Genomic DNA, 26188 nt, shown 5'->3' with positions numbered 1-26188 from the left:
GTAGCTCTCATCGGCCTTGAAGCGATGGAGCGCGAGGCGGTCTTCCTTCGAATAGATCGCCACGGTCCGGATATTCATCTCGGCAGCCGCGCGCATCACGCGGATGGAGATCTCGGAACGGTTGGCAATCAGCAGGGATTTGATCGGGGTGTAGTCCATGGGGCATCAGGAAACTATGTTGCCGTGCACTACGCATGACAACGAAATGTCAGAGAGAAGCGCTTCATGTCAAGTCATCCACACGACTGGAGTCAACACTATGCAATAAATACGGCACCAGAAATAGGAGCACAGCCTGAGAACAAGCCCTTCCATCCACAGGAACTGGCCAACACGCATAAAACTGCATCCTATTGCTTTTTTCTTAACACAAGAATGCATATCTGCCGCGTGCATTTATTTTTTAAATACTGAATCCAGTTTTTAAATTGTGGCGACGGTTTTACTTCTTGCGCGCAGCGCAGGCCGGTCCAAGTCATTCACCGAAGTAACGATGCTGCGACTAATTACGTCACGCCGGATGCGGGATAGCCAATTCTCCACCTTGCTCAGCCAGGACGAATAGGTGGGCGTGAAGTGCATGTGTACGCATCGATGAGCCCGCAGGAGTCCTGGACGTGCGACGTCTTGTGGCTGCTCACGTTGTCACAGATCACGTGGATTTCCTGACCACCGTGCTGAGGGCCACAATATAGGTCAGAAACGCCACGAACTGCTCGCAGATGTGACGCGCCGCGGTCTTGCGCAGCACGTCTCCGGTGGCCGTATTCAACGCGGCAAAGTGGCTCAATGTGCCATTGCGCTTGTACTCTCCATGCCAATCGGCTGTCATTCGCGATTAGTTCGAGCAATATTGTCAATTAACCGGCCAGACTTCTATATAAAAGGCGGGATCCAACCGGATTCCGGAGTGACGAAATTACTTCGCTCTACGACCGCCTCAGTAATGTGGCAATGTCGATGCGCTCCGTCTGGGTGGCCCCCCGCAGGCGGACTACCCAGATGGGCATGCGGGCGCTTGCCCATGATCATGGTTATGCGAGGGCATTGCGGCGAGCGCCGTCCACTTTTTCGATCCCCGATTTCGTGATTCTCGGTGCCGTAATGGGATCGAAGCTGAAGGCGCCAAGATGTGCCCAGGCGGAATTGTATTGGACGGGCATGCGAGCTTCCTCGGTGCGGTCCAGTTGCAGTGCGGCGCGAAGTGGCCAATAGGGGTCCCGCAGCATTTCGCGCGCCATCATAACGATGTCCGCCTTTTTCTCCCGCAGGATCGCCTCGGCCTGCTCGGCCTTGTCGATCCAGCCGACTGCGGCGACCGGCATCGTTGCTCCTTCGCGAATCGCCGCAGCGCCGGGTACTTGGTAGCCCGGTCCGACCGGAATCGTCGGATGGGGCACGGCTCCGCCCGAGCTAACGTCAACCAGGTCCACACCCTCATCCTTGAGCCAGCGAGCAAGCTCAATCGTCTCTTCGACACTCCACCCGCCTTCTACCCAGTCGGTGTATGACAGCCGGAAGGCTAGCACCCGGTCGGCCGGCCAGACCCGGCGTATCGCGCGAGCCACCTCGAGAGTGATTCGACAGCGATTTTCGAGCGAACCGCCGTAGGCATCCGTCCGATGGTTCGATAGCACTGAATTGAAGGAATGCAGGAGGTAACCATGCGCGGCATGCACTTCGATCCACCGGTATCCCGCTTCCCCGGCGCGTTGCGCCGAAAGGGCAAACTCATCGACCACATGCTCAATCTCCTGGATCGTCAGTTCATGCGGTACGGTGTATCCGTGATCAAAGGCGAGCGGGCTGGCGCCGTCCGGCTCCCATCCACCTTCTTCGATCGTCAACGGCCTACCTTGCGTCTGTCCCGGGTCGGATTCCCAAGGCGGCACGCGCGACGCCTTCCGCCCGGCGTGCGCGAGTTGCACGCCGGCCACGGCTCCCTGGGCTTCGATGAATCGGACGAGATCTCGATGGCCAGCAATGTGATCGTCCTTCCAGAGGCCGAGATCGGATGGCGTGATACGCCCCTCGGGCACGATCGCGGTACCTTCGGTCATCACGAGCCCGGCGCCACCCACGGCGCGGGAGCCCAGGTGAACCAGGTGCCAGGCGTTGACATACCCGTCCACTGCACTGTATTGGCACATCGGGGACACCCCGATCCGGTTGCGCAGCGTCACGCCGCGCAGCGTCAATGAGTCGAATAGTCCGGACATTTCAAGGTTCCTTGTTGAGGATCTAGTTAGAAAGAATGGGATGGGAACATCAGCGCGGCAGGAAATACTGCACTTCGAACAGGATGCAGCCGCGCCGCGAAACGAAAGGGCCGTGCGGGGTACCGGGAGGCCGGCACGAGTATGTATGTAACGGCGGGACCGCGTTCGATGAGAGCCGCGGGGACTCGTCGAGCGCTTGGAGGTCTCCCGATATCAAGAACACCTCTTCCCAATACCCGTGCACCAGCGTGCCCTGCGTGACGGCACCAGGAGCGAACCGGACAAGCCGTGTCCGGGCGCCGCATTGGGCGGCCTCGTCCAGGTCGTCGGCCAGCACTCTCACCTCGAGCCCAGCCGGAAATCCATCCAACACACACCAGCCTTCATCTTGCGAAAGCGCCATCATCTCGATATGCGCACGCGGCATCTTCATGGGTGTAACTCCTCATCGTCCCGAGTGATATGGATTGGAATCCGGCGCGTGCAACGGAACCGTTACTGGCGATACCGCCGGCGAGGGGGGGTGTAGTCGCATCCGTAACGGCGAACGCTTCCGCAGCTACGCACTTCTGCATTCCATCCTGATACGCGGGCACGGACAAGTCAACGCACCACCACAGCACGTTCCGTACCTCGAAATCAATGGTGGTAACTATTTGAAATGCGGCGCACAGAGRCTCTATCGCTTAGTCAGATGGTGTTGACGACGTGCGCGTAATTGGCCAGACGCATCCAGTATCGCCAAGGTGTCCACCAGCAACGGGTTGGGCCACACCGCACGTGGGAGGCGGCCCCTTTTTGCGCGGGGAAAGCGTCGGCCCTCATGTGCCAGTGCACCATCGAGCGCCGGGATACGCGTCTGTCGAAGTACGGAACAAAGCGCGCCGACTTGTTGACGCTTGGAAATCCACAACGCAGCATGATTACTTGATTTACTGAGTTGACGACTATGATCCGTGATATCGAAACGATGAACGTCCTGCGCGACAACATCGCGCGCTTTGTCCGCGAGCGCCTCATCCCGAATGAGGAACGTGTCGCGGAAGCTGACGAAATTCCCGACGACATTGTTGCGGATCTGAAGGCAATGGGGCTGTTCGGGCTAACCATCCCGGAAGCCTATGGCGGCCTCGAGTTGACGATGGAAGAAGAAGTGCTGTCAATGTTCGAGTTGGGCTATGCCTCGCCGGCCTTTCGATCACTGCTCGGCACCACGGTCGGCATCGGCTCCCAAGGTATCCTGTTTGATGGCACCGACGAACAGAAGGCGCGCTACCTGCCTCGGCTGGCTACGGGCGAGATCATCGCATCGTTTGCCCTGACTGAACCCGAATCCGGCTCCGACGCGGCATCGCTGCGCACGATGGCGCGCAGGGAAGGCGACATGTACGTGGTAAATGGGACGAAGCGCTTCATTACCAATGCGCCGCATGCCGGTATCTTTACGCTGATGGCGCGCACCAATCCGGAAGAACGGGGTGCGGCCGGCATCTCGGCGTTCATCGTGGACGCGGGCACACCCGGCATCAGTTTCGGCAAGCGCGACAAAAAGATGGGGCAGAAGGGCGCGCATACGTGCGACGTCATCTTCGAGAACTGCCGCGTGCCGGCTGCCAACCTCATCGGTGGCATCGAGGGCAAGGGCTTCAAGACGGCCATGAAGGTTCTCGACAAGGGCCGCATTCATATCGCCGCGATCTGCGTGGCAGTCGCACAGCGCATGCTCGACGACACCTTGCGATACGCCATGGAGCGCAAGCAGTTCGGCCGAGCGATCTCCGATTTCCAGTTGATTCAGGCCATGCTTGCCGACAGCCGCGCCGAACTCTACGCCGCCCGCTGCATGGTGATCGATGCCGCCCGCCGCCGGGACAGCGGTGAGAACGTGAGCACCGAGGCGTCATGCGCCAAGCTGTTCGCCTCCGAAATGTGTGGAYGCGTGGCCGACCGATGCGTGCAAATCCACGGCGGCGCCGGCTATGTCAGCGACTACGGCATCGAGCGCTTCTATCGCGACGTCCGGCTCTTCCGCATCTATGAGGGAACGACACAGATCCAGCAACTCGTGATCGCCCGCAACATGATTCGCGACGCCGCACATTGATTCCTCGACTCGCCCAACCTCTCCACCATGCATTGACGACGATGAAATTCCCTACCGAAGACAAGTACCAGGAAATCCGTGACGCCCTTCGAAGCCTGTGCGCCGACTATCCCGACGAGTATTGGCGCAAAATCGACGAGCAGCGCGGCTATCCGGAGACGTTCGTCGAGGCGCTGACCAAGGCCGGTTGGCTGTCCGCACTGATTCCCCAGGAGTATGGTGGCTCCGGTCTCGGCCTGACCGAAGCATCCGTGATTATGGAAGAGATCAATAGCAATGGCGGCAATTCCGGGTCCTGCCATGGTCAGATGTACAACATGAACACTCTCCTGCGCCATGGGTCCGAAGCGCAGAAGCGGAAGTACTTGCCACGTATTGCGTCGGGCGAACTGCGGCTGCAATCAATGGGCGTGACCGAGCCGACGACAGGCACCGACACCACGAAGATCAAGACCGTTGCCATCAAGAAGGGCGATCGCTACGTGATCAACGGACAGAAGGTCTGGATCTCGCGCGTGCAGCACTCCGAACTCATGATCCTACTCGCCCGCACGACGCCGGCGGATCAGGTCAAGCGTAAATCCGAAGGCCTCTCGATCTTCCTGGTGGACTTGCGCGACGCGATCGGCAGCGGACTGACCGTACGTCCGATTACCAACATGGTTAACCACGAAACAAACGAGCTGTTCTTCGACAACCTGGAAATTCCGGCGGAGAACCTGATCGGCGAGGAAGGTAAGGGATTTCGCTACATTCTCGACGGCCTCAACGCCGAACGCACGCTGATCGCGGCCGAGTGCATTGGCGACGGTTGGTGGTTCCTGAATCGCGCAGCGAAGTACGCCGGAGAGCGCATCGTCTTCGACCGGCCAATCGGACAGAATCAGGGTGTGCAATTCCCGATCGCCGAGAACTACATCGAAGTCAGCGCCGCTAACTTGATGCGCTTTCGCGCCTGTGAATTGTTCGATGCACACTCCGCTTGCGGAGCGGAGGCGAACATGGCCAAGTACCTGGCCGCGAAAGCCTCTTGGGAGGCGGCCAACGTTTGCCTGCAGACGTTCGGCGGCTTCGGTTTCGCCTGTGAATACGACGTCGAGCGCAAGTTCCGCGAGACGCGCCTGTACCAGGTCGCACCGATCTCGACCAATCTGATCCTTTCCTACGTTGCGGAGCATATACTCGGCCTGCCACGCTCCTTCTGATGGCAACACAAGCAGAGACAGCAGGCGCGGCTCGCGAGACGATGGAATATGATGTCGTCGTGGTCGGCGGCGGTCCGGCGGGCCTGTCAGCCGCTATAAGGCTCAAACAGCGCGCCCGGGAAGCAGGTACCGACATCGCCGTGTGCGTACTGGAGAAAGGCTCGGAGATCGGCGCCCATATCATCTCCGGAGCGGTCATGGACCCGCGTGCGCTGAACGAACTGCTGCCTGAGTGGAAGTCGATGGGTGCACCGCTCAACGTGCCAGTCAGCGAAGATCGGTTCCTGTTCCTCACTAAAAGGACGTCGGTGAGCGTGCCAGACTGGCTGCTGCCCCGCATATTGCGCAACGAGGGCAACTATGTCGTCAGCCTCGGCAACGTTGTTCGCTGGCTGGGAAAACAGGCCGAGGCGCTCGGTGTCGAGATCTTCGCTGGGTTTCCGGCGGCCGAGATCCTTTATCACGATGATGGCTCGGTCAAGGGCGTTGCCACCCGAGACCTGGGAGTCGGCCGTGATGGCAAGGCCCGCGAAAATTTCCAGCGCGGCGTGACGATTCATGCGAGATATACGCTGTTCTGCGAAGGCGCGCGCGGCCACTTGGGCCTCGAACTGACTTCTAAGTTCGGGCTTCGGGACAACGCCAGCCCACAGGTTCATGGGATCGGCATCAAGGAACTCTGGAACATCGATCCAGCGAAGCACCGGCCAGGACTCGTCATGCACACGGCCGGATGGCCGCTCGAGCGGGACACCTATGGCGGATCGTTCCTCTACCATGCAGAGGGCAACCAGGTTGCGGTCGGATTCATTGTGGGGCTGGGGTATGCAAATCCGTGGCTTTCGCCTTTCGAGGAGTTCCAGCGATACAAAACACATTCCGCTATCCGAACGTTGTTCGAAGGCGGGACGCGTGTGGCTTACGGAGCGCGTGCGATCGCCGCAGGTGGCCTGACCGCATTGCCGACGCTCGTATTTCCCGGCGGCGCCTTGGCTGGCGACGACGCCGGATTTCTCAACCCCGCACTCGTCAAGGGCAGCCATGCCGCGATCAAGACAGGAATGCTGGCGGCAGACGCAGCATTCGACGCCGTTTCGGCCGGTTATTCCTCCGATACGCTCAGCGCCTATCCCGCAGCATTCCGCGCGTCGTGGTTCTATGAAGAGTTGCATCGCGCCCGCAACTTCAGACAATGGATGAGCAAGGGGCTCTACCTAGGAGCACTGATGACGGGCATTGAGCAGAAACTCATGGGCGGTCGAGTACCTTGGACGCTTAGGCACCGACATGCCGATCACGAGACGCTCGACCTGGCCAAGCATCATCGGCCGATTGTCTATCCCCGGCCGGATGGCAAACTGACGTTCGATCGGTTTTCGTCCGTCCTCCTCTCAAACACCAATCATGCTGAGGATCAGCCGGAACATCTGGTGTTGCAGAGTAGCATGACGCCGGTCGCGTTGAATCTTCGCCATTACGCAGGTCCGGAATCACGCTATTGCCCGGCTGCGGTTTACGAATTCGCGCAATCGGGCGGAACAGGTTCGGTGGGCGCGACGCACAGACTGGTCGTCAGCGCGCAGAACTGCTTGCATTGCAAGAGCTGCGACATCAAGGATCCATCGCAAAACATTGTTTGGAGAACGCCTGAGGGTGGCGGCGGACCGAACTATTCAAACATGTGATGGTCCGGCTAGGCCCACCGCAAGGCTGTCGTTTTTTCGTAGTCCGGCATGCCTCGTAGCAGGCGAGCGCCTGGCACGTTCCAGCCCGCAAAGTACTCCTCGCGAGGATCGCAAACCGTCATATCGAATCCCAAGCTGACTGCACCCTGACAGAGGTATCGCGAAAGCTGGGCTGCCCCGATCACGATCAAGCGGCAGGCAGGGCCAAGCACGGTGGTCAGGGCCTCCGTCACATTCGATCCCCTCTTGAGGCGCACCGTCGAAGTACGTGGCACGACCCGTGGTCAGCTCTACTGTGCGCCGCGTTGTAATCCTCTGACCCAGGCGCTCGACGATCTGGTCAAGCGGGTCGGGATCCAGCATCAGTTAGTGTCTCTACGCCGAAATGGTGCACTTGGTCGATCAGGTCGTCCTCAATGCATCCTCCGGATACGGAGCCTGCGACCATGCCGTCTTCCCGGATTGCCATTGCTCCCGGTGGCTGGGGCGATGAGCCCCAGGTACAGACAACTGTGACCAGCACCAGCTTCTGTCGTTCGCGCAGCCGCCGCCGGCAGGCACGCAGGATGTCGAGATCAACGGGTTCCGTGACTTGACACCTTCAGAGAGCGCGCGCCATCCGGCGTTGCGTCTACCGCTCGCTCGTGAGCTATCGCGCGAGCACCCATTTCGCCAACTCGGCAGCTTGTTCGCCACTGACGCCTGGATTGGCGGGCATCGGCATGCCGCCCCAGGTTCCTTTACTGCCCTGGCGATTGCTTGTCGCAACGGCGGCCAGGCCATCCGGCTTGTCCTTATAGCGCGCGGCAATTTCCGCGAAGGACGGGCCAACAAGTCTCTTGTCTGCTGCGTGGCACGCCATGCAGTTACTTTTCTGCGCCAACGCCGCGGAGTCCTGCGATTGCGCGCTAGGAAGCGCGACAAGTAACGTGATCGCGGTGACCAACTTGGGTATCGTGCTCATGATGCCTCCTGAATGATCTAGGGAATGGTTGCTCAAGTGTGTCGCAGGAGGGGAAGCACACGGTGCGCTTTGCGGCTTAACGCGAACAGTGCGTTAGCGACAGCGGGACCGGCACCGGGCACGCCTGGTTCTCCTGCGCCAGTCGGCGGGGCATCGGACTTGACGATGTGCACCTCGATACAAGGCATCTCGTGCAGGCGCAGAACATCGTAATCACCATAGTTGCCCTGCACTACGGTGCCTTTGTCAAGGGTGATCTCCGACTTGAGCGCCGCACCGAGGCCAAAACCGATACCGCCCTCCATCTGCGCTCGGACCTGGTCCGGGCTTACAACAATGCCGCAGTCAATTGCGCAAACGATACGATGGACCTTGAGGTTGCCGTTGTCGTTCGAGACCTCAGCGACCTGCGCGACGACGGTGCCGAATGTTTCGGTGATCGACAGCCCAAGCGCGCGCCCAGCGGGCAAGGTCTTGCCCCAATCTGCCTTTTCGGCAGCCAGCTTGAGCACCGCGGCTTGGCGTGGATGCTCGCCGAGCAGGTCGAGCCGATACTGCAGCGGGTCCTTGCCGGCGGCTGCGGCCACCTCGTCGAAGAAGCATTCCACAGCGTAGCCAGCATGATTCATACCGACGGAGCGCCAAAAGGTCACCGGCACGCCCAACTGCGGAGCGCTTACGTCGACGCGGCGATTCGGCACCGCGTACGGCATCGTCGCCGAACCCTCGACGGTTGTGGGATCGACGCCGTTTTTGATCCATACATCGAACGGAGTGCCCACGCATAGCGATTGCCCGATAATCGTGTCCCGCCAAGCAATCAGCTTGCCTTGCGCGTCAATGCCGGCCTTGAACTTGTGCAGGTAAATCGGCCGGTACTGGCCCGCGCGCATGTCGTTCTCGCGTGTCCACTGCACCTTGACTGGCGCCTTGAAGCCCATCGCCTTTGCCACGCTCACCGCCTCGAAGATCACGTCGGCATTGAATACAGCGCGGCGGCCGAAACTGCCTCCCGTTCGCATAACGTGCAGGATCACCTTCTCCGGCGGGACGCCAGCGAGTTCAGCAACCAGCGCCTGATAGGTATCCTGATACTGGTGCCCGCCCCAGACCTCGAGCGTGCCGTCTGCATTCATGCGAACAGCGGCATTCAATGGTTCGAGCGGAGCGTGCGCCAGGAAAGGAAATTCATAGGTCCCCTCGATGACCTTCGCCGCCTCACGGAATGCTAGATTCACGTCGCCCTTTTCTATCGCAACGGCATCTCCCCCCCGGGCGGCCAGCAGGCGGTACTGGGCAATGATCTCCTCGGAGCCGCGTTTCTCCGCTTTGCTATCGTCCCATTCTGCCTTGACCAAGTCGCGCGCCTTGAGTGCCGTCCACATATGATCGGCCACTACGGCGACGCCTCGCGGTGTCTCGATGGCGTCGACGAAGCCCTCCAATCGGCGTGCCGCGCTCGCATCGACACCGATAAGGCGCGCGCCAAACAGCGGCGGATGGATCATCACCGCGGTCAACATACCTGTAGCCTTCACGTCGATGACGAACTTCAGCTTGCCGTTGACCTTGGGCGGCGTGTCGAAGCGTGGTAGGGTCTCGTTCCCTATATAGACCCAATCTTTTCGTGCCTTCAGCGCAACCGTCGCCGGCGGTGGCAGCTTCGCCGCGGCAGCGGCCAGGCTGCCGTAGGTTGCGTGCTTCCCCGAGGTATGCGTCAGCACGCCCTTAGCTGCGCGGATCTCGGCGGCCGGCACGTGCCACGCTTGCGCTGCCGCAGCGACGAGCATCGCCCTGGCGGCGGCGCCAGCCTGGCGGTAGCGATCGAACGAAATGGATGTGCCGGTCGACCCGCCTGTGGCTTGCATGCCGAGCACTTTGTTGCTGTACAGCGCCGGGTTGCCGAAGCCACCGACAACGTCGATATCGGCCCAGTCGGCATCGAGCTCTTCCTGCACCAATGTGGCGATTCCGTGCCAAATTCCCTGACCGCTTTCGAACTGCGATGCGATCACGGTCACCTTGTTGTCGGCGTCGATCTTCACGTAACCCGCGAACGGGTTGCTCATCGCTTCTCCGGCCACCTTGGCCGCATCGGATCCCGATGAGCCAATCGCGGGCACGTTATGAAAGCCGACGACCAGCCCGCCCCCGACCGCCACGGCGCCGATAAGGAAGCGGCGGCGCGATGCGTTCTGCGGCTTGTGTTCGGAAAAGATCTTAGGAATATGCATACTAGGCCTCCAGTGCCTTCGCGGCCTCGTGCACCGCCGCGCGGATACGTTGGTATGTGGCGCAACGGCACAGGTTGCCGCTCAGCGCCGCGTCGATGTCGTCGTCCGTCGGGCGCTTGTTCACCGTCAGCAGCGCCGTTGCGGCCAGCACCTGGCCGGACTGGCAGTAGCCGCACTGCGGCACGTCCAAGCGGATCCACGTCTGCTGAACAGCCACGGCGACCTTGCCACTTGCTCCCTCGATCGTAGTGACGGCGCGGCCGGCAATATTGGCGATTGGGGTCTGACACGAACGGGCGGGCGAGCCATCCACGAGCACGGTACAAGCGCCGCACAACGCCATACCGCAACCGAACTTTGTACCTGTCAGGTCCAGGGATTCGCGCAGCGCCCAGAGCAGAGGCATCTCTGGGTCGCCGTCCATGTCTATTGGCTTGCCGTTCAAAGTGAAGTGAGTCATGGTCGCTCCTGGGCCGGGGAAAATTGAACGAATTTTGGGGGCCGACGCACGGTAAGATAAAGTAGCTCTAGCTGCGATCAGAATTCCGGGTAGGCGAAGAATCGACGAGTGGATGACATGGCGCCAATGGCGGCGACTACGGGACGTTCGATACCGCTGCGGGTCCCGGTCCTGGCCAGCTCGGCAACCTACTTTCACCTTCGAGAATTGCCGGAGAAAATATGCCTATGTGGCACCCGCCGGTTGTGTAGCCAGGCTTGCGGGGTCTTCGTACAGGCAATCATCGATTGCCTGTCAACGTAGTTCCCGTCGAGGGGTAGTAGGCGTTACGTCAGTCCTAAATCAGCGGGAGCTGCACCCATACTTTCAGCAAAGGGAGCTGTGGCATTCTACGAGGAGCAAGGGATTCACAACGCAGTCGTGGAGCATACTTGTGGTCCGGAAAGAGCAGACGAATCCCTTGGAAGACCGACGTAGCCTCGCGTTCGCGGCCAAGTAAGAATGGATGCTTGCGGGCGATCTAGTGACCCGAAAACCACCATTGATTCCGACGCAATCCTTGAAGCCGAATAGCGAGCGGTGATGCGTCTCGCCAAGTGACACATTGGTCTAATGCAACCCCGGCCTCAGCCTTTCTCGCTACGAGTCAAGCCTCGAGCTTGGGGATTGAAAAGGGGCGACGCGGTGAACAAGGCCAATGCCCAATCGAAGAAGACCCTCACTGTAGGCGCTAGGTGCCGGTTGCGGGCATACAGCATCGAAACGGGCACCCGGGGCGATGCATACCCAGCCAGCACCCGACGAAGGCGTCCTGCCTCGATATGTGGCAGCATCAGGAAATTCCCCGCACGAACGATGCCAAGCCCTTCGACGCCGCAGGCAATATAGCTTTCGGTGTCGTTCACAAATAAGTGGCCCGTGGGCTGGAAATGCTGGGGCTCTCCATCCACGACAAAATCCCACTCCATGGGGCGGCCGGTCTGGCTGAGCGTATAGCCGACAACCTCATGGTCACGCAACGAACTAAGGTCCATGGGTTCGCCGAAAGCGTCGAGATAGGTGGGCGATGCAGCAACAATCCATTCAAAGCTGCCGAGCCGCCTCCCAACCAGGGTGGACGAGTCCGCCAGGACACCGGTTCGAATCGCGCAATCGACTCCTTCGTGAACGATATCGACAGGGCGGTCTCCCAGCGCAAGCGTCAGTTCGATATCGGGGTAACGCCGCCGAAAGTCCCGCAGTGCCGGGATCAAGACCGCCCTGGCCAACGACGTGGGGGCGTCGACCTTGAGTTTGCCGGCTGGCTTGCCAGCTACGCCGGGGAAGCCGGCCTCGGCGCTGTCGATAGCGTCAATGATCCGTCTGCAATGCTCGTAGTATGTGGCGCCATCGGAGGTCACGCTCAGCCTTCGCGTGGTGCGCTGAAGCAGTCGGACACCCAGGTGAGCCTCGAGATTCTTTACGATACTGGTTACTGTCGATGCAGGCAGCCCCAACGTCTCGGCAGCTTTAGTGAAGCTATTCGTTTCAACGATGCGTCGAAACACTTGCATTGCTTGCAGACGGTCCATGGAGAGCCCATATTGGTAGCCAGCGGCCAAGCCTCGGGCGACCGGCCGGCATATTTGCGGATGAACAGTTTCTCAGGGCGACCGCTCCGACAGTCGCTTTTCCGGCCATGCCACTATGCTCTGGTGCGCAACCACGGAGGCAGAATTATGACACTTATCGACGCGGGCTGAGATCCAAAAAGGCGGTTCCACGCGGGCGCTCGTAGTGAATCCTGTGTCCGTTGAAGGTCAAGGTAGAGAATCGGAGCAGAAGCACCGGGTCGGGCCCCATTTTGCGAGGCCATTCCTCGATCGCGCTCGCAACGAGCGGCGCCGGTGACGCATTTGAGAGGCCTCTTCCCGATGTCTTGCGCTTCGGCTAACCGAAGGCCTTGGGGCGCGCAGTACTCTCCACGGCAACGAAAGCCAGTGACCCCGTCCCTCCCGTTTCGGCGCCCACGTCCAGTATGGTGGACTTCTTCGATACAACCTCACTACGCGGAGGGACCGCAATCGTCCACCGGCCCACATGCAGCGCTGAAGCGGCACCGGCGGCAGAATGTACAGCCGGTACCAACGAGGGGCCAGTGGATCGCCGGGAACCTGTACTCGCTCCTCACGGTCGCGGGTCGCGGAGAGCGCCTTGACGGGGAACGCAATTATTTCGTCTTGGGACTCGGTTGACTTACCAACCCACTCCTTTCAGCGTGACGGTGTCCATGAGCGTCCCCTAGTCTGTTTCCAAGGTCCCCACTCTGTACGGGGGTAGGCCACTTCCATCTGGGAAAGTTCGGAATAGCCGTTCGCTCACACAGAATGCTGGGTTTCGGCAGTTATCCGAACGGTGCGTTCAGAAGAATCAAATTTACGCCATTTGGGATTGTGACGAAGATTTGGAAACAGAACAGGATTTAGAGGTTTCCATGCGTATCCAAATTCGTTGCCGTTCCCGGGTGTCCCTCCGTAGACTCGTGCCAGCCTTCCCTCTAAGGATTTCACCGGCTCACGGTGACCACAGCCTAACGAGACGCGGCTTTGAGCGCCCCCTAAAGACCGGCCATGCCATCGAAGTCCCGGCCTTCGAATCCATTGACCTGCACCTTGCAGGCAACGCGTTCTCTGCGACCAATTGCAGCCTGGAACTCAGCGGCAAGGCGCACAGTGAAGTCGGCCTCCTTATCACTCAAGGAATGCTAGGGGACTCGCCTGGGGCGCCATGGTTACGGGACATGATATCTGGAACTGTATTCCACGACCCGACGCGGAATTGGACAGCCGAAGTGGTTGCGCAGGCCCTCAATACAACTCCCCAGCGCATTCGAAGCGCCCTTTTCACCAGAGGCATGGCTTTCACCCAGATATGCAGGACGCAGCGCTTGATGCGTGCGCTGTTCGAGTCGATGCAATTCAACTTATCTATCGCCGAACTGAAAGACCGCATCGGCTGGGCGGGTCCACACGACCTTGAGTCGTCCTTCTACGACTGGTTTGGCGTTTCATTGCAGACAGTCTCCCGCCTGCGGGAGGACGGGCTGTAGTTGTATGTCGATGGCTTATGGAGGACCCGAAGTAATGCCAGAAGAATTTTAGGCAGCAGCATCAGCGTGCCGCAGCCCTTTTCAAACTGGAACGTCCTACTGCAACTCAATCGGCAGCTGGCCAGCGCGAACCTGAGCGCCTGGTTGCACGAGAATCTCCTTCACCGTCCCACCGACTTCGGTCACGACGCTTGTCTCCATCTTCATCGCCTCAATTGCCCCTACGGTTTCACCCTTGGCGACAACCTACCCGACCCTGACGCTGACAGTTATCACGGCGCCTTGCATCGGCGTGCCAACAAGCATTGGATTGCCCGCGGTGGCCATCCTTGCCCCCGCGACAAGCTTGGCACCCAGGCTTGGCTGGGACGTCAGCCCGCTCATGGAGTCCGTGGAGCTGTCGACTGCATCCACCCCACCTCCACGGCCGCCAGCACCGACGGTGCAGCCACGCCGCTCGTATCGTGAGTGTGGAAGTGAGTAGGAATACCCAACTTGCTCGGTGTCGCCGAGAATCTGGACCTCCACATGCTTCGCTCTCACGATGAACTTCTCGAGGTACACCTCGTCGTTGCCGAAGGCCGCCTTTGCTTCACGCCGGGCCGCGGTGATAGCGTCGGCCAGTTCCACTTCCTGCCGAATCGCCCGCATGCCGCGGCCGCCTCCGCCCCAGCTAGCCTTAAGCATCAGTGGATAGCCGATGCCCGCCGCCAGCTTCGTGGCCTCCTCAATGTCATCCGGCAGAGAATCAGCGCTACGAAGGAAAACGGCGCCAGCGCAGCATCGCCGGCCTCCAACGCCCAGTCGCCAACGCCGGGCTTCCAAGTCAATCCCATGGGAATCGCCCCGTGACAGTTGCCGTTTGAAGTCTTCGTGAGAGCAAACTCGTGTTCTCTGTGACGTTGCGTCATCGAATCGCCAACGTGACAAAGCCCGCTTCCACTATCGCCACTCAAGCGACCGAAAGATAGCTCTTGCGTAGCGCTTCGTCGCGCATCAGATCGTCGCTGGATCCCTGCCACGCTACCCGGCCTTTTTCCATGATGTAGTGCCGATCAACGACTCGGCAGATCGCATCGACGTCCTTATCGACGACGATCATCGACATCCCTTCTTTCTTGAGGCGCCGAAGGATTGTCCAAATCTCCTCGCGGATGAGCGGCGCCAGCCCCTCCGTCGCTTCGTCGAGAATCAACAAGGCGGGATTGGTCAGCAGTGCCCTCCCGATCGCGAGCATTTGCTGTTCGCCACCAGAAAGGAGGTTGCCAGGATTTGACATCCTTTCGCGCAGTCGCGGGAAGAAGGCGAGAACGCGATCGAGCGTCCAGGCACCCGGACGACGGCCGTGGCGGGCCGCCACCAGCAGGTTTTCCCGGACGTTGAGGTTGGGGAAGATGCGCCGCCCCTCCGGTACGATGCCGATGCCGTGCTGCGCAATGCGATGGGGCGCCAGGGCGTCGATACGAGCACCACGGAACGTGATCTGGCCCCCGCTTGGGGGGCAGATGCCGAGCACAGCGTTGATTAGGGTGGTACGCCCCATGCCATTACGCCCGAGCAGGCCTACAGCCTCGCCTTCCTGAACGACGAGTGACGCATCGAACAGCACTGGGACATCCCCATACCCGGCACAAACATTCTGCAGAGCAAGCAGCATTTTTAACTCCGAGGTTCCGAATGGCCAAGATAGGCGGCCTGTACTGATGCGTCGCGTCGGATGTCGTCTGGCGTGCCAGTAGCGATAACCGAGCCGGCGACTAGTACGCTGAGTCGGTCAGCCAGCGCGAAAACGGCGTCCATGTCATGTTCAACCATAACGATGGTGTATTCCCCTTTCAAACGCTGCAGGAGATCCACCAGCTGTCGGCTTTCGTTCTGGCCCATGCCGGCCATCGGCTCGTCGAGCAGCATGACCTTGGGGCGCATTGCCAGGGCAATGGCAATCTCGAGCTGACGGCGCTCGCCGTGCGAAAGGTTAACCGCTGCTGTGTCGGCTCGTGCTTCCAGGCCTGCCAGATGCAACGCTTCGCGGGCCGGCGCGAGGAGGGTGGCATCGTCACGCGTCGGTCGCCAGAAGCGGAAACTGTGGCCGGTGCCCGCCTGCACTGCTAGCGCCACGTTCTGCAGGGCCGTGAAGTCAGGGATGACCGACGAGATCTGGAATGACCGAGCCAGGCCTAGTGTGGCCCTGGCGTGTACCGGCAGACGGGTAATGTCTACTCCGTCCAACTGGATATCGCCTGCGTCCGGGAAGAACGTTCCATGGAGTTGGTTGATCAAGGTGGTCTTGCCGGCGCCATTCGGACCGATCAGGGCATGAAACTCGTTGCGCCAGACGTCAAGTGATAGTCCGTTCGTGACCTGAAGTCCACCAAAGCGCTTGCGCAATTTGGTAACGGAAAGCATCGACTCATGCATGATGACGTTTCTCCCCCTTGTGAGTCCCTACTGCCGTAAGTACACCGGCAATGCCGTGGCGTAGAAACAGGACCATGAGGATGATGAGAATCCCGAAGGGAAGTTGCCAATGGATAGTGAGTCCCGAAAGGAGCGTTTCCACCACGACATACAGGGCCACGCCGACTACCGGTCCCCACACGGTGGCCATACCGCCTAGTACGACCATCACGATAAGTTCGCCAGATCGGGTCCATGCCATGTCCGCTGGGCTGACGAACTGCTGTGAGATCGCGAGGAGCACGCCAGCAAGGCCGGCTACCGCGCCAGCGATAACGAAGACCATCAGTTGGTATCGCGTCGGGGAAATTCCCACGGCCGCCACGCGCCGCTCGTTACCCATGGCGGCCCGGATCACGGTACCGAATCGGCTCTGGACGAGGCGCGAGGCACCGGCCAGCACGACGAGAAGGACGCCTAGGCACAGGTAGTAAATCGTCGTGCGATCTTCCAGAGGCAAGCTCCCCAAACGAAGCGGCGAACTGATCTGCAAGCCCTCGTCGCCGCCGTAGGCGTCGAACGAGACAAAGAAGTAGTAAATCATCTGGTTGAAGGCGAGCGTGATCATGATGAAATACGCACCGCGCGTGCGCAGGGCCACGATGCCCAATACCCCGGCCACGGCGGCGGACACGAGCATCGCGATTGGGAGCGAGACCAGAAGATTGTCTGTGCCCTTGAATGCCAGGCCGAAGATCGTCAGCGGCATGTCAACGTGGCTCGCTAGGATGGCAATCGTATAGCCACCGATCCCGAATAGGGCTGCATGCATCACGCTTATCAAGCCCGCGAATCCGAGCAGGACGTTCAGCGATACCGCTGCTACCGCGAACACCATGACCCGGGTTAGGACGCGAACCAGGAAGGGCTGGTCAAACGCGGTGGCGAGCACCGGTAGCACGGCGAGAGCCACGATGATCAGAAGGCTCGGCAACGTCCGCAGAACGTGAGGGCGAACTGGGCGCAGGATGGGAGAGGTTACGTCAAGCATGGCTGGGAAAGAGTCCGGTGGGGCGCCAGGCAAGCAGGGCAGCCATAATCATGTAAATGAACATCGACCCGAGCGCCGGGCTGAGCAGCACCCGGCCGAACGTGTCGCCGATGCCGACGAGCAATGCGGCGATGAAGGCGCCGCGGATGGAACCGACACCGCCAATAACAATGACAACCAAGGCTAGAATGAGAATTGGCTCGCCCATCCCTACCTGCACCGCCAGGATGGGCCCGGCCATGACGCCGGCCAGGCCGGCCAGCGCGGCGCCCGCCATGAAGACGATGGCGAAGACCCGGTCCACGTTGATACCCAGAGCAGATGCGGCAACTCGGTCGCTGGCGCCGGCGCGAACCCACATCCCTCCGCGCGTGTGCACAACCATCAGGTAAAGGGCAAGGGCAATTAACAGGCCAATCGAGAGCACGACGAGGCGGTACACCGGATACTGCATACCTGGCAGGAGTTCCACAGACCCTTGCAACGCTACCGGAAGCGTCATCTGCATCGGGGTGGCACCCCAAATCATGCGTACTGCCTCGTTGGCAACCATGATCAAGCCGAAGGTCGCCAGCGTCTGGTCCAGGTGGCTGCGTCGATAGAACCAGCGGAGCAGCACGCGCTCGATCAACATGCCGAGGAGAGCGGCGCTTGGCACCGCCACCAGAATCGCCAGAGCAAAGCTGCCCGTTGCCGCTAGCACGCTGGCGCCGACATAGGCGCCGGCCATGTACAGCGAACCGTGCGCCAGGTTGATAAGATTCATGATGCCGAATACGAGCGTCAGACCAGCTGACGTTAAGAACAGCATCACGCCGAACTGCGCGCCATTGAGCGCCTGTTCGACTAGTAAGTTTAAAGTCATGTCTCACTCCGTGAGTTCGATCGGCACCTTGGAAGGAGGAGCCGATCCCTTCTATTTATGCATTTAGCATGGCAATGATTGCCGAGGAGGTCAATCAAACCACGCCATGTGTTCCGTACTTTGATAAGCGTAGTGCGGAAGACATCTTGCGTTCGGGGGGGAGCCCCTGCACACATGGCATCGATAGACTATGGCGAATGCGCCGTTGGACGTATTCTCAGGGTTTCGGGGGAGTCCGCCCCGAACGTCGGATTGTCCGTCCAAAGTACGGAATTGTGCCCACGCCACAGTGCCCGCGGCTTGGGCCGGCGAGCACGTGAGAAAGCCGATATCGACTGAGACGAAGGCGCTCACCTCACTTCGGCAACACCGTTGCTGAGGACTGTGACATCCCGTTCGAGCACTCTGGCACGGAAGGCAATTGTCGGGCTGCCTCTGTCTCTGACCCAAATCTCGGTACGGATTGTCTCGCCGGGTAGCACCGGCGCCGAGAACCTTGCGAATAGCATGCGCAGCCGCAGCGGATCGTAACCACAGACGCTACGGAGGATCGCGTGGCCGGCAATGCCGTAAGTGGCAAGCCCGTGTAGGATCGGACGTGGAAATCCTGCCGCGTCCGCCACATCAGGATCAGCATGCAGCGGGTTCGAATCGCCATTGAGACGGTACAGGAGCGCCGCATCCGCGCGCGTCGGCAGATCGCATACGATATCGGGCGACGAGTCCGGTACGCTTTCCACAGGCGGCAAGGGCACGTCGCTGGGCTGGCCCCGCTCGGCGAAGCCGCCATCCCCCCGGCAGAAATTCAACTGCTCGACACTAGCCAGAAGTGCTCCCGTGGCCTTGTCGACGACATCGCGTTCGATTAGGACCTGGGCGCCCCTGCCCGCGCCCTTGTCTATGACGGCTTTAATGCGGGAGCGGCCGATAATCGTTCCCGACTTCGGCAAGGGGCGATGCAGCCGGATGCGTTGTTCTCCGTGCACCACCTTTACCCAGTCGATGCCGGCAGCGGGGTGCTTCATCCACTGACCGGGAAAGCCTAGTACTGCTGCCATGGTCGGCACAGCGTGCAGGGATGGTCCGTAGGTAAACGTCAGCGCGTTACGGTCCAGAGGGTCATGGCCATAACCCACGCTCAGCGCATAGAGCATCGCGTCGCGTTCGGAATAGTGGTGCTCAACGTCCTCGAACGGCCAAGCCTTGAGCGAATGGTAGTCAATCGACATGGAGAGATCCTGTGAATGTGGCAAGGTGGACGGCGGCGAAAGCTGGGGCGCCGTCGAACGTCATGTAGGATCCCAACTGAAAACGTCACCCGAGCGCTCCATGGGCACGAACGATGCCTTGAGCGCCGGCATGCCATGGACGGCAATCGATTCCGGACTCCAACCCTCGCTGCGATGCACGGAACGCACGGGCCTAGGCTGGCTCATTAGGAAGATCTCATTGTTACGTACAGTAAAGATCTGCCCGTTGACGTCGCGCGCCGCGTCACTTGCGAGGTAGACTGCGAGCGGTGCAATCTTGGCCGGAGTCATTTGCTTGATCTTCTCGACGCGCGCGGCCTGTTCAGGCGTGTCGATCGGGATCGAACTGACCATACGACTCCACGCGAACGGCGCGATGCAATTCGAGCGAACGCTGAACTTTTCGAGATCGAGCGCGATCGATTTCGAGAGACCAGCGATACCCATTTTGGCGGCGTTGTAGTTGGCCTGGGCATAATTGCCGATCAGGCCAGAGGTCGATGTCATGTGGATGAATGCGCCGCTTTCCCGCTGTTTGAAATGTACCGCCGCGGCCCGACTGAGGCTAAACGTGCCATACAGATGCACCTTGAGGACGGCATCCCACTCCTCGTCTGTCATCTTGTGGAAGAAGCGATCTCGCAGGATTCCCGCATTGTTGACCACGCAGTCTACGCGGCCGAATACGTCAAGCGCATGGGTAACGATCCGATCACCGGCGCCAGGGTCGGCAACGCTTTGCGCGTCAGCTACAGCTTCCCCGCCCGCTGCCACGATTTCCTGCGCCACGCGCTGCCCCGGCGTTGTATCGCGGCCGGCGCCGTCAAGGGCCGCGCCGATGTCATTGACGAGTACGCGTGCGCCATAGCGGGCCATCAATAGTGCGATGTCCCTGCCGATACCGCCACCGGCGCCGGTAACAATGACCACTTTGCCGGCCATCATGTCTGTTTCAGTCATAGCTATCTCCATCGTTTTGAAAATAAAGGCTGGCGCACGGTATGCCTTGCGCTAAAGCATTGGGCGCAAGGCGCCACTAGCAAAGTGGAACAAGAATAGCGCGCCGGCATTGCAAGGAGTTCCACAATGGCGGCGAGCTGCCTGAGTGTCAATGAACCAAAAACAGTCCTTCCGTACTTCGAAAGAGATGCTGATAGCGTGACGCGGGATCGATCGGCCGCCCGTTTGCGCCGGCAGCATCGTTCGCGTGGTTGAATGCGGGCTTTTAAAGCACGGAACTTCTTCGGCGTCGTTGCGCTTGCAGTGGCTCCGCGCGTTGGGCAGATTCGACGGAGCGTGTCGCTGAAGGCGTCCTCGGTGCAGCCTACCCTCCAAATGCACGTGAACGACAATCAGCAGAAAGCTTGCGGCGAATGGGCGCGCCCAGCCAACAGTTATCTCGAGTGAAACGTGAATACCTAGATTCCATCAGGCGCTGTAGTGGCGACGATGGTTCTTATGCTAAGTTCTTGCGCTCTGCACGACGACGGATTCACTAAGCGCGAAGCAGTGCGCGCCGAGCTGGACGGACGGGCTGGTCTGCGAGGGATACGAGCCAGGCCGATCGATCTGAACTACCCCACACACCTTCAGGCCGCGCGGCGGGGAGCGCAAACGCAGGGGAGCGAACGTTGCGTTGACTGACCCGCCTGTAGATCGAGATGCATCACGCGCACACGCCAGCGTATGGGAGGTAGGCCCTTACAAGGGGATTTAAGGCGTACACAAATCCGATACGCTGATTCTGCGCCGCCCGGGCACGGCTCGCGTACTTTCCTGAGAGGTACGCGCTTGTCGCGTGAGCGTCACCGCGCGCGTAGCTCGCATTTGCGGAAACGTAAGACGATGCCCCGGCGTTGCCCGGCACGCCGCCCAGGCCGACCAGCGCCGTGGTCCGGGAACCAGCCAGATCAGGCGTCGTGTAACGCACGACCTTGACGGCGCGAATCCCCACGACGGGGGCATTTAGCGCAGCGTTGCCCAAGATGCCGTAGAGGGGCCTCGATGCCGCGGCGCACGCTGCAGGATAAACCCCTTCGCCGGCATCAGACTTTGGCGGATGGCTTCGACCAACACGGCTTCGAACGCCGTCGCCTGGCCGCATGCTACCAAGACTTGCGCAACTTCCAGGATCAGGGGCCTCCGGCATTCCTTCGACTAGAGGTCCGGCTTGGGGAGAGGCGCCGGCATCCAGTGCCGATCGCACGCCAATCCGGCCTTTTCGAACAAGCCGTCCCTTGCGGCCACGACGCGACGGTATAGGCCGTCGAGGTCGACGCCGACGAGCTTGCCATGGCGTTTGACGGCGCGGCCCGCAACGAAGACGGAGTCGACATTGCCAGGATGCGCGGATTCGACGATGTTTCCGTACGAATAGTTGAGCGGCATCATGTTGATATCCCTCGCGTTGAGCAGCACGACGTCGGCCTCCTTGCCCGGAACCAACGTTCCCACGCGGTCACCGAATCCGCAGGCAAGTGCGCCCTGTCGGGTGGCAAATCCGAAGACCTGTCGGCTGGTCAGGGGAATCGGGTCGAAGTCCCGGTTTTCTGCAAGGAAACGGCGAGCTTCATTGCCGCGCGTCGTGCTGAGGAGCAGGCGCATCGCCGCAAACATGTCGCCCGGGGCGGATGACACCACATCGACCGATAGGCTCGGCTCGTGCCCCATGGCCAGCAGGCGCAACGTCGGCGGGTCACCGAACCCCTCGTTGAGAGCGGTATCCGGCGCAAGCGAAGTGCTACCCCCACTGTCGACCAGCATGCGCAGCTCGTCGTCGGGGAGCGTGCAACAATGCACGTAGTTGGTGTTCTCGTACAGGAGCCCGCGAGAGTTCAACTGATGGATAGGCTTGCAGGCGGACCAGCGGCCGACGCCAACATGTACGGTGACCGGAATATCGAGTTCGCGCGCGAAGCGAAACTCGCTCTCGGTGAGGTCGATCGGCGTGAACTCCGGGCCGCGCGCCGCGAACGCCATGCGCAGCAGTTGGCGTTCGGAGGAGAAATGCTCGATACGCACGCGACGCACATCGTTGAGGTTGGACGGCTTGTCGTTGGGCGGGATCCATTCGTCATTGCCGTTGCCATACGCCCACACCGCACGAATCCCGGCGTCGCGCAAACCGGCAATAGCCGCGTCCGCGTGGTCGGGCGTGTTGTTGTTGTGCGACCAGTCGAGTAGTGTCGTGATGCCGGCATTGAGGCACTCTAGTGCGCCAAGGTAGTTGGCGAGCTGCATGTCCTGCGGGGTGTACAGCTTACCCATCGTCAACCGCATGCCAGTGTAGTACTGACCCAGCGTCCAGTCGGTGCCCACTGCGCGTAGCAGCGATTGCCACGTGTGCCTATGGCTGTCGACGAAGCCGGGGATGACGATCATGCCGTCGGCATCGACGATCTCGGCACCGTCGACCGGAATGTTGGGAGCAATGGCTGCGATACGAGTGCCTTCGATCAGGAGATCGCCGCGGCGCAGTTCACCAAGCTTCTCGTCGCCGGTAAGGATCGTGCCGCCGCGAAGCAGCGTCCGCTTTTCTTGCAGGGTCATGATGCGAGGTCTAGTTGGATTAGGGTGTGAAGCGACGTTGGCGACCCTCCCGCTGGGGGAGCGCCGCCAACGCCGTGAGATCATGCTTCGTATGGCTACTTCAACGGGCAGGAAGCCGCATAGGCATCGCCGTAGTCGTGTAGCACGCGCTCGCCAAGCTTCATCGTGGGCACGCCGTCCGCGGACTTCACGATTTCGCCAACGTACAAGTCCTGTATTGGGAAATGATTGTTGTTGAACCGGAAGTCCCCACGCACAGATTGGAACTTCGCCGACTTGAGCGCAGCAGCCATGGCCGCGCGGTCATCAATGCTGCCGTTCGCCTGTCGAATGGCTGCGTCAAGCATTCGACCGGCGTCGTAACCTTGGGCTGCGTAGGAGGATGGCGCGTACTTGTACCGTTTCTGGAAGGCGTCGATGAACTGCCGGTTGGCCGGGTTGTCCATTGAGGCGCCCCAGAACTCGGCGGTGCGCACACCCACTGCAGCCTCGCCCATGGCGCCAAGCGTGTTGGCATCGATCGTATAGGCCGTGTACAAGGGAACGGCATCCTTGAGACCGGACTGCGCGTACTGTTTGATGAACTGGATACCGAGCCCGCCCGGGAAGAATGCGAAGACCGCATCAGGCTTTGCCGTGCGAAGCTGCGCCAACTCCGGAGCGAAATCGAGTTGCGTCAGCGGCGTATAGATCTCGCCGACGATTTCTCCCTTGAATTTTCGCTTGAGCCCGGCCACAACCTCGCGGCCGCCCGGGAAATTGGGGACCATCACATAGAGTCGCTTAACCTGCTTGCGCTCAAGCGCGGTACCAACGGCTTCCGCGAGCGTGTCGCCTTGCCACGAACTCGAGAAAAAGTACTGTGAACAGGACGCGCCGGCGATTGCCGATGGCGCGCCAGCCATGCCGATCAGGATCGTTTTCTGCACAGCTGGCGTGAACACCGCGTTCAACACGTTCGAGAACGGTACGCCTACGATGAACTGGACCTTCTCCGACTCGATCAGCCGGTTGGCTTCCTGCCGGCCGATATCCGGCTTCTGCTGATCGTCGACCTTGATGACGCGTGTGGGCAGTCCACCCAGATTTCCACCGGCCTGCTCGATCGCGAGTTGGAAGCCGTCGCTCAACTGGTTGCCCATGGTGGCGTTCGTGCCGGAGAGCGTCCCGATGAAACCGATCTTCAACTGATCGGCCGCGTTGGCGGCGCTGTTGACGAGCATAGCGACTGCCAGGGCGCCGCATGCAATGCCGCTGGTTCGAAGGAAGTGCATTTTTGTCTCCTGTGGCCACTGGCCTCATTTTTGGGTCCTACTCTACCGCCCGCCTCATGCGTGCCTTTCGACAACGCCTTGGCAGATCGAAGCGCCACACCCGCCACAGAAGGCGTTCCCCATTGAGGTGTGGCACGGCGGATTGTTTCGCACCGCTGCGGTACGGTCAGGCGGCGTCTACCACTTGCTTGCGCAGGTACGGCTTCGGCATCCAATGCTGGTCATGAGGCACTCCCGCACGCGAGAACAGCCCGTCGCGCGCCGCATCCACCTTCTTGCGCAGCGAGGCCAGGTCTACACTGAGCAGCTTGCCCCCTCTCTTCATCGCTTTGCCAGCGACATAGACGCTATCGATGTTGCCGGCATGGGTCGATTCGATGATCGAGCCGTACGTGTAGTTGAGCGGCATCAGGTTGACTGCATTGGTGTCGATGAGCACAACGTCCGCTTGTTTGCCGGGCGTGAGTGAGCCAATCAGGCCGTCGTACCCGCAGGCCTTGGCCCCTTCAAGAGTGGAGAACTCGAAGACATCGCGACTGGTCAACGGGATCGGTTCCAGTTCCCGGCCCTGCGCTAGGGCTTCGCGCGCAGCTTCAGCGCGGGCCATGGTGAGAACAGTACGCATCGAACTGAACATGTCACCTGGCGCGGACGATGCTTCGTCGGTCGAAATGCTCGGCCGGTGGCCTAGCGCGAGCAGGCGTAGCGTGGCAAGGTCGCCTAGGCCCATGTTGAGTTCCGTCTCCGGAGAGATCGACGTCGTGCCACCCGTATCGATAATTAGTTGCATCTCGTCCCGACTGAGCATGTTGCAATGCACGTAGGTCGTGTCATTCGACAGCAGTCCGCGCCGGTGCAGTTGTTTCATCGGGTCGACGTGCCAGGAGCCAACGCCGACATGCATGGTGATCCTCAGACCGAGATCGCGTACAAAATGGAACTCCCGCTCGGTGATTTCGAGCGTAGTGATCTCGGGACCCCGGGCGGCGAACGCCATCGTCAGAAGCTGGTCGCTCGAAGAAAAGTACCGCGTCTTCATGCGCCGCACATCATTCAGGTCGGTGATCGTCATGTTGGGGGGCAGGTTGTCGTCATTGGCATTGCCGTAGCCCCATACCCCTCGGATACCGGCGTCGCGAAGACCGAGGAAGGCCTGCTCGGCGTGGTCCGGCGTATTGTTGTTGTGGCACCAGTCGTATAACGTGGTGATGCCCGAGTTCATCGCTTCGAGCGCACCAAGGTAGTTGGACAGATACATGTCGTCGGCACTGAGAAGCCGGCCGGCGATGAGCCGCATGCCAGTGAAGTATTGCCCGAGGGTCCAATCTGTGCCGGCCGCCCGCAGCAATGTTTGCCAGGTATGGCGATGACTGTCGACAAGGCCAGGCATGACGATCATGTTGGTCGCATCCACTACCTCGGCGTCGTCCGCCTCGATGCGCGGCGCCACCGCTTCGATTTTCGTGCCCTGCATCAAAACGTCGCCTATACGAAGCTCCCCAATCGCCTTGTCGTTGCTGAGGATGCTGCCTCCCCGGATCAACGTGCGCTTTTGCTTGTTCACAGTCATTCGAATGTCTCCTCTTGGTGTTATGGAACTCCGTGGCCGCCGTGACCAAAGTTGTCACCTAAACCACGCGTTGGTAGAATTGGACACTTGTCGCCTCGTCCCGGTGACCAACGGCCCGGCATTCTGCCTTCGGTCAACCATGTCCCCATTTAATGAGCCGTGCGCGGAACGGTCAATCTGTCGCGGAATGATGTTCCGTACATTAAAATTCACATTAGAGGGGCGGAACCGTGTCTTTCGTGTCGCGGAGCATTGCAGTTGATTTATGGCACC

General features: G+C 60.3%; 21 protein-coding genes and 3 pseudogenes. 4 read left to right on the top strand and 20 right to left on the bottom strand.

The annotated features are described in order from the left end of the window. The 4 genes and pseudogenes from AC1DK4_RS32010 to AC1DK4_RS31995 form a co-directional block, all read right to left on the bottom strand. Positions 1-159 (bottom strand): biotin carboxylase N-terminal domain-containing protein (locus AC1DK4_RS32010; protein ID WP_441643574.1); only part of this gene is annotated, 159 nt, incomplete at its 3' end. Positions 160-423: 264 nt separating this feature from the next. Continuing rightward, positions 424-826: pseudogene (locus AC1DK4_RS32005) on the bottom strand (transposase); the annotation flags it as partial. Between the two features lie 208 nt (positions 827-1034). Beyond that, on the bottom strand, positions 1035-2219 hold the full coding sequence (locus AC1DK4_RS32000) for an NADH:flavin oxidoreductase/NADH oxidase (RefSeq protein ID WP_441622644.1): 1185 nt from the start codon (positions 2217-2219) through the stop codon (positions 1035-1037). A gap of 49 nt (positions 2220-2268) precedes the next feature. Beyond that, positions 2269-2652 (bottom strand): cupin domain-containing protein, encoded by a 384-nt coding sequence (locus tag AC1DK4_RS31995; protein WP_441622642.1) that lies wholly within the window; start codon positions 2650-2652, stop codon positions 2269-2271. Between the two features lie 516 nt (positions 2653-3168). Here AC1DK4_RS31995 and AC1DK4_RS31990 point away from each other — a divergent pair. From AC1DK4_RS31990 to AC1DK4_RS31980, 3 genes are read left to right on the top strand one after another with little or no spacing between them, the layout of a single operon-like run. Continuing rightward, positions 3169-4323 (top strand): acyl-CoA dehydrogenase family protein, encoded by a 1155-nt coding sequence (locus AC1DK4_RS31990; RefSeq protein ID WP_477132011.1) that lies wholly within the window; start codon positions 3169-3171, stop codon positions 4321-4323. A 41-nt stretch (positions 4324-4364) separates the two neighbouring features. Further along, positions 4365-5528: an acyl-CoA dehydrogenase family protein gene (locus AC1DK4_RS31985; RefSeq protein WP_441622638.1), complete on the top strand. Its 1164-nt coding sequence runs from the start codon at positions 4365-4367 to the stop codon at positions 5526-5528. Beyond that, positions 5528-7213, top strand: coding sequence for an electron transfer flavoprotein-ubiquinone oxidoreductase (locus AC1DK4_RS31980; RefSeq protein ID WP_441622636.1), 1686 nt, complete (start codon positions 5528-5530; stop codon positions 7211-7213). Before AC1DK4_RS31985 ends, AC1DK4_RS31980 begins: the two co-directional genes overlap by 1 nt. Before the next feature lie 340 nt (positions 7214-7553). Here AC1DK4_RS31980 and AC1DK4_RS31975 read toward each other — a convergent pair whose 3' ends face one another. From AC1DK4_RS31975 to AC1DK4_RS31955, 5 genes are all read right to left on the bottom strand, one after another. Next, complete coding sequence (locus AC1DK4_RS31975; protein WP_441622648.1) at positions 7554-7757, bottom strand: XdhC family protein; 204 nt, start codon at positions 7755-7757, stop codon at positions 7554-7556. A gap of 105 nt (positions 7758-7862) precedes the next feature. Further along, complete coding sequence (locus tag AC1DK4_RS31970; RefSeq protein WP_441622634.1) at positions 7863-8177, bottom strand: c-type cytochrome; 315 nt, start codon at positions 8175-8177, stop codon at positions 7863-7865. A gap of 32 nt (positions 8178-8209) precedes the next feature. Next, positions 8210-10411, bottom strand: coding sequence for a xanthine dehydrogenase family protein molybdopterin-binding subunit (locus AC1DK4_RS31965; protein WP_441622632.1), 2202 nt, complete (start codon positions 10409-10411; stop codon positions 8210-8212). Position 10412: 1 nt separating this feature from the next. After that, complete coding sequence (locus tag AC1DK4_RS31960) at positions 10413-10871, bottom strand: (2Fe-2S)-binding protein (protein ID WP_441622631.1); 459 nt, start codon at positions 10869-10871, stop codon at positions 10413-10415. Positions 10872-11497: 626 nt separating this feature from the next. Continuing rightward, a complete protein-coding gene (locus AC1DK4_RS31955; protein ID WP_441622629.1) occupies positions 11498-12442 on the bottom strand; it encodes a LysR family transcriptional regulator in 945 nt (314 codons plus the stop codon). Between the two features lie 1322 nt (positions 12443-13764). Between AC1DK4_RS31955 and AC1DK4_RS31950 the strand changes: the two genes are divergently transcribed. After that, positions 13765-13959 (top strand): hypothetical protein, encoded by a 195-nt coding sequence (locus tag AC1DK4_RS31950; RefSeq protein ID WP_441622627.1) that lies wholly within the window; start codon positions 13765-13767, stop codon positions 13957-13959. A gap of 96 nt (positions 13960-14055) precedes the next feature. Here AC1DK4_RS31950 and AC1DK4_RS31945 read toward each other — a convergent pair. The 11 genes and pseudogenes from AC1DK4_RS31945 to AC1DK4_RS31895 form a co-directional block, all read right to left on the bottom strand. After that, positions 14056-14190, bottom strand: a pseudogene (locus AC1DK4_RS31945) (biotin/lipoyl-containing protein); the annotation flags it as partial. 270 nt (positions 14191-14460) lie between these two features. After that, positions 14461-14736 (bottom strand): annotated as a pseudogene (locus tag AC1DK4_RS31940) (ATP-binding protein); the annotation flags it as partial. Between the two features lie 175 nt (positions 14737-14911). Beyond that, positions 14912-15616, bottom strand: a complete 705-nt coding sequence (locus tag AC1DK4_RS31935) for an ABC transporter ATP-binding protein (RefSeq protein WP_441622625.1) — start codon at positions 15614-15616, stop codon at positions 14912-14914. Between the two features lie 2 nt (positions 15617-15618). Then, the gene (locus AC1DK4_RS31930; RefSeq protein ID WP_441622623.1) at positions 15619-16377 is read right to left on the bottom strand and encodes an ABC transporter ATP-binding protein; all 759 of its coding nucleotides are present in this window, start codon (positions 16375-16377) and stop codon (positions 15619-15621) included. Then, positions 16370-17407 (bottom strand): branched-chain amino acid ABC transporter permease, encoded by a 1038-nt coding sequence (locus AC1DK4_RS31925; RefSeq protein WP_441622621.1) that lies wholly within the window; start codon positions 17405-17407, stop codon positions 16370-16372. Before AC1DK4_RS31925 ends, AC1DK4_RS31930 begins: the two co-directional genes overlap by 8 nt. Beyond that, complete coding sequence (locus AC1DK4_RS31920; RefSeq protein WP_441622619.1) at positions 17400-18272, bottom strand: branched-chain amino acid ABC transporter permease; 873 nt, start codon at positions 18270-18272, stop codon at positions 17400-17402. Before AC1DK4_RS31920 ends, AC1DK4_RS31925 begins: the two co-directional genes overlap by 8 nt. Before the next feature lie 350 nt (positions 18273-18622). Continuing rightward, positions 18623-19501 (bottom strand): MaoC/PaaZ C-terminal domain-containing protein, encoded by an 879-nt coding sequence (locus tag AC1DK4_RS31915; RefSeq protein ID WP_441622617.1) that lies wholly within the window; start codon positions 19499-19501, stop codon positions 18623-18625. A gap of 60 nt (positions 19502-19561) precedes the next feature. After that, positions 19562-20467: an SDR family NAD(P)-dependent oxidoreductase gene (locus AC1DK4_RS31910; RefSeq protein ID WP_441622646.1), complete on the bottom strand. Its 906-nt coding sequence runs from the start codon at positions 20465-20467 to the stop codon at positions 19562-19564. Positions 20468-21679: 1212 nt separating this feature from the next. Further along, positions 21680-23071: an amidohydrolase family protein gene (locus AC1DK4_RS31905; protein ID WP_441622615.1), complete on the bottom strand. Its 1392-nt coding sequence runs from the start codon at positions 23069-23071 to the stop codon at positions 21680-21682. Between the two features lie 95 nt (positions 23072-23166). Further along, complete coding sequence (locus AC1DK4_RS31900) at positions 23167-24345, bottom strand: ABC transporter substrate-binding protein (RefSeq protein WP_441622613.1); 1179 nt, start codon at positions 24343-24345, stop codon at positions 23167-23169. Positions 24346-24511: 166 nt separating this feature from the next. Further along, positions 24512-25915 carry an amidohydrolase family protein gene (locus tag AC1DK4_RS31895; protein WP_441622611.1) on the bottom strand — a complete coding sequence of 468 codons (1404 nt, stop codon included), beginning with the start codon at positions 25913-25915 and terminating at the stop codon, positions 24512-24514. Positions 25916-26188: the final 273 nt, after the last annotated feature.

The organism is Cupriavidus sp. 05N38, from assembly GCF_056397345.1.
Note: the sequence above shows the minus strand (reverse complement) of the source record. Positions and strands in the feature narration are given on the sequence as shown.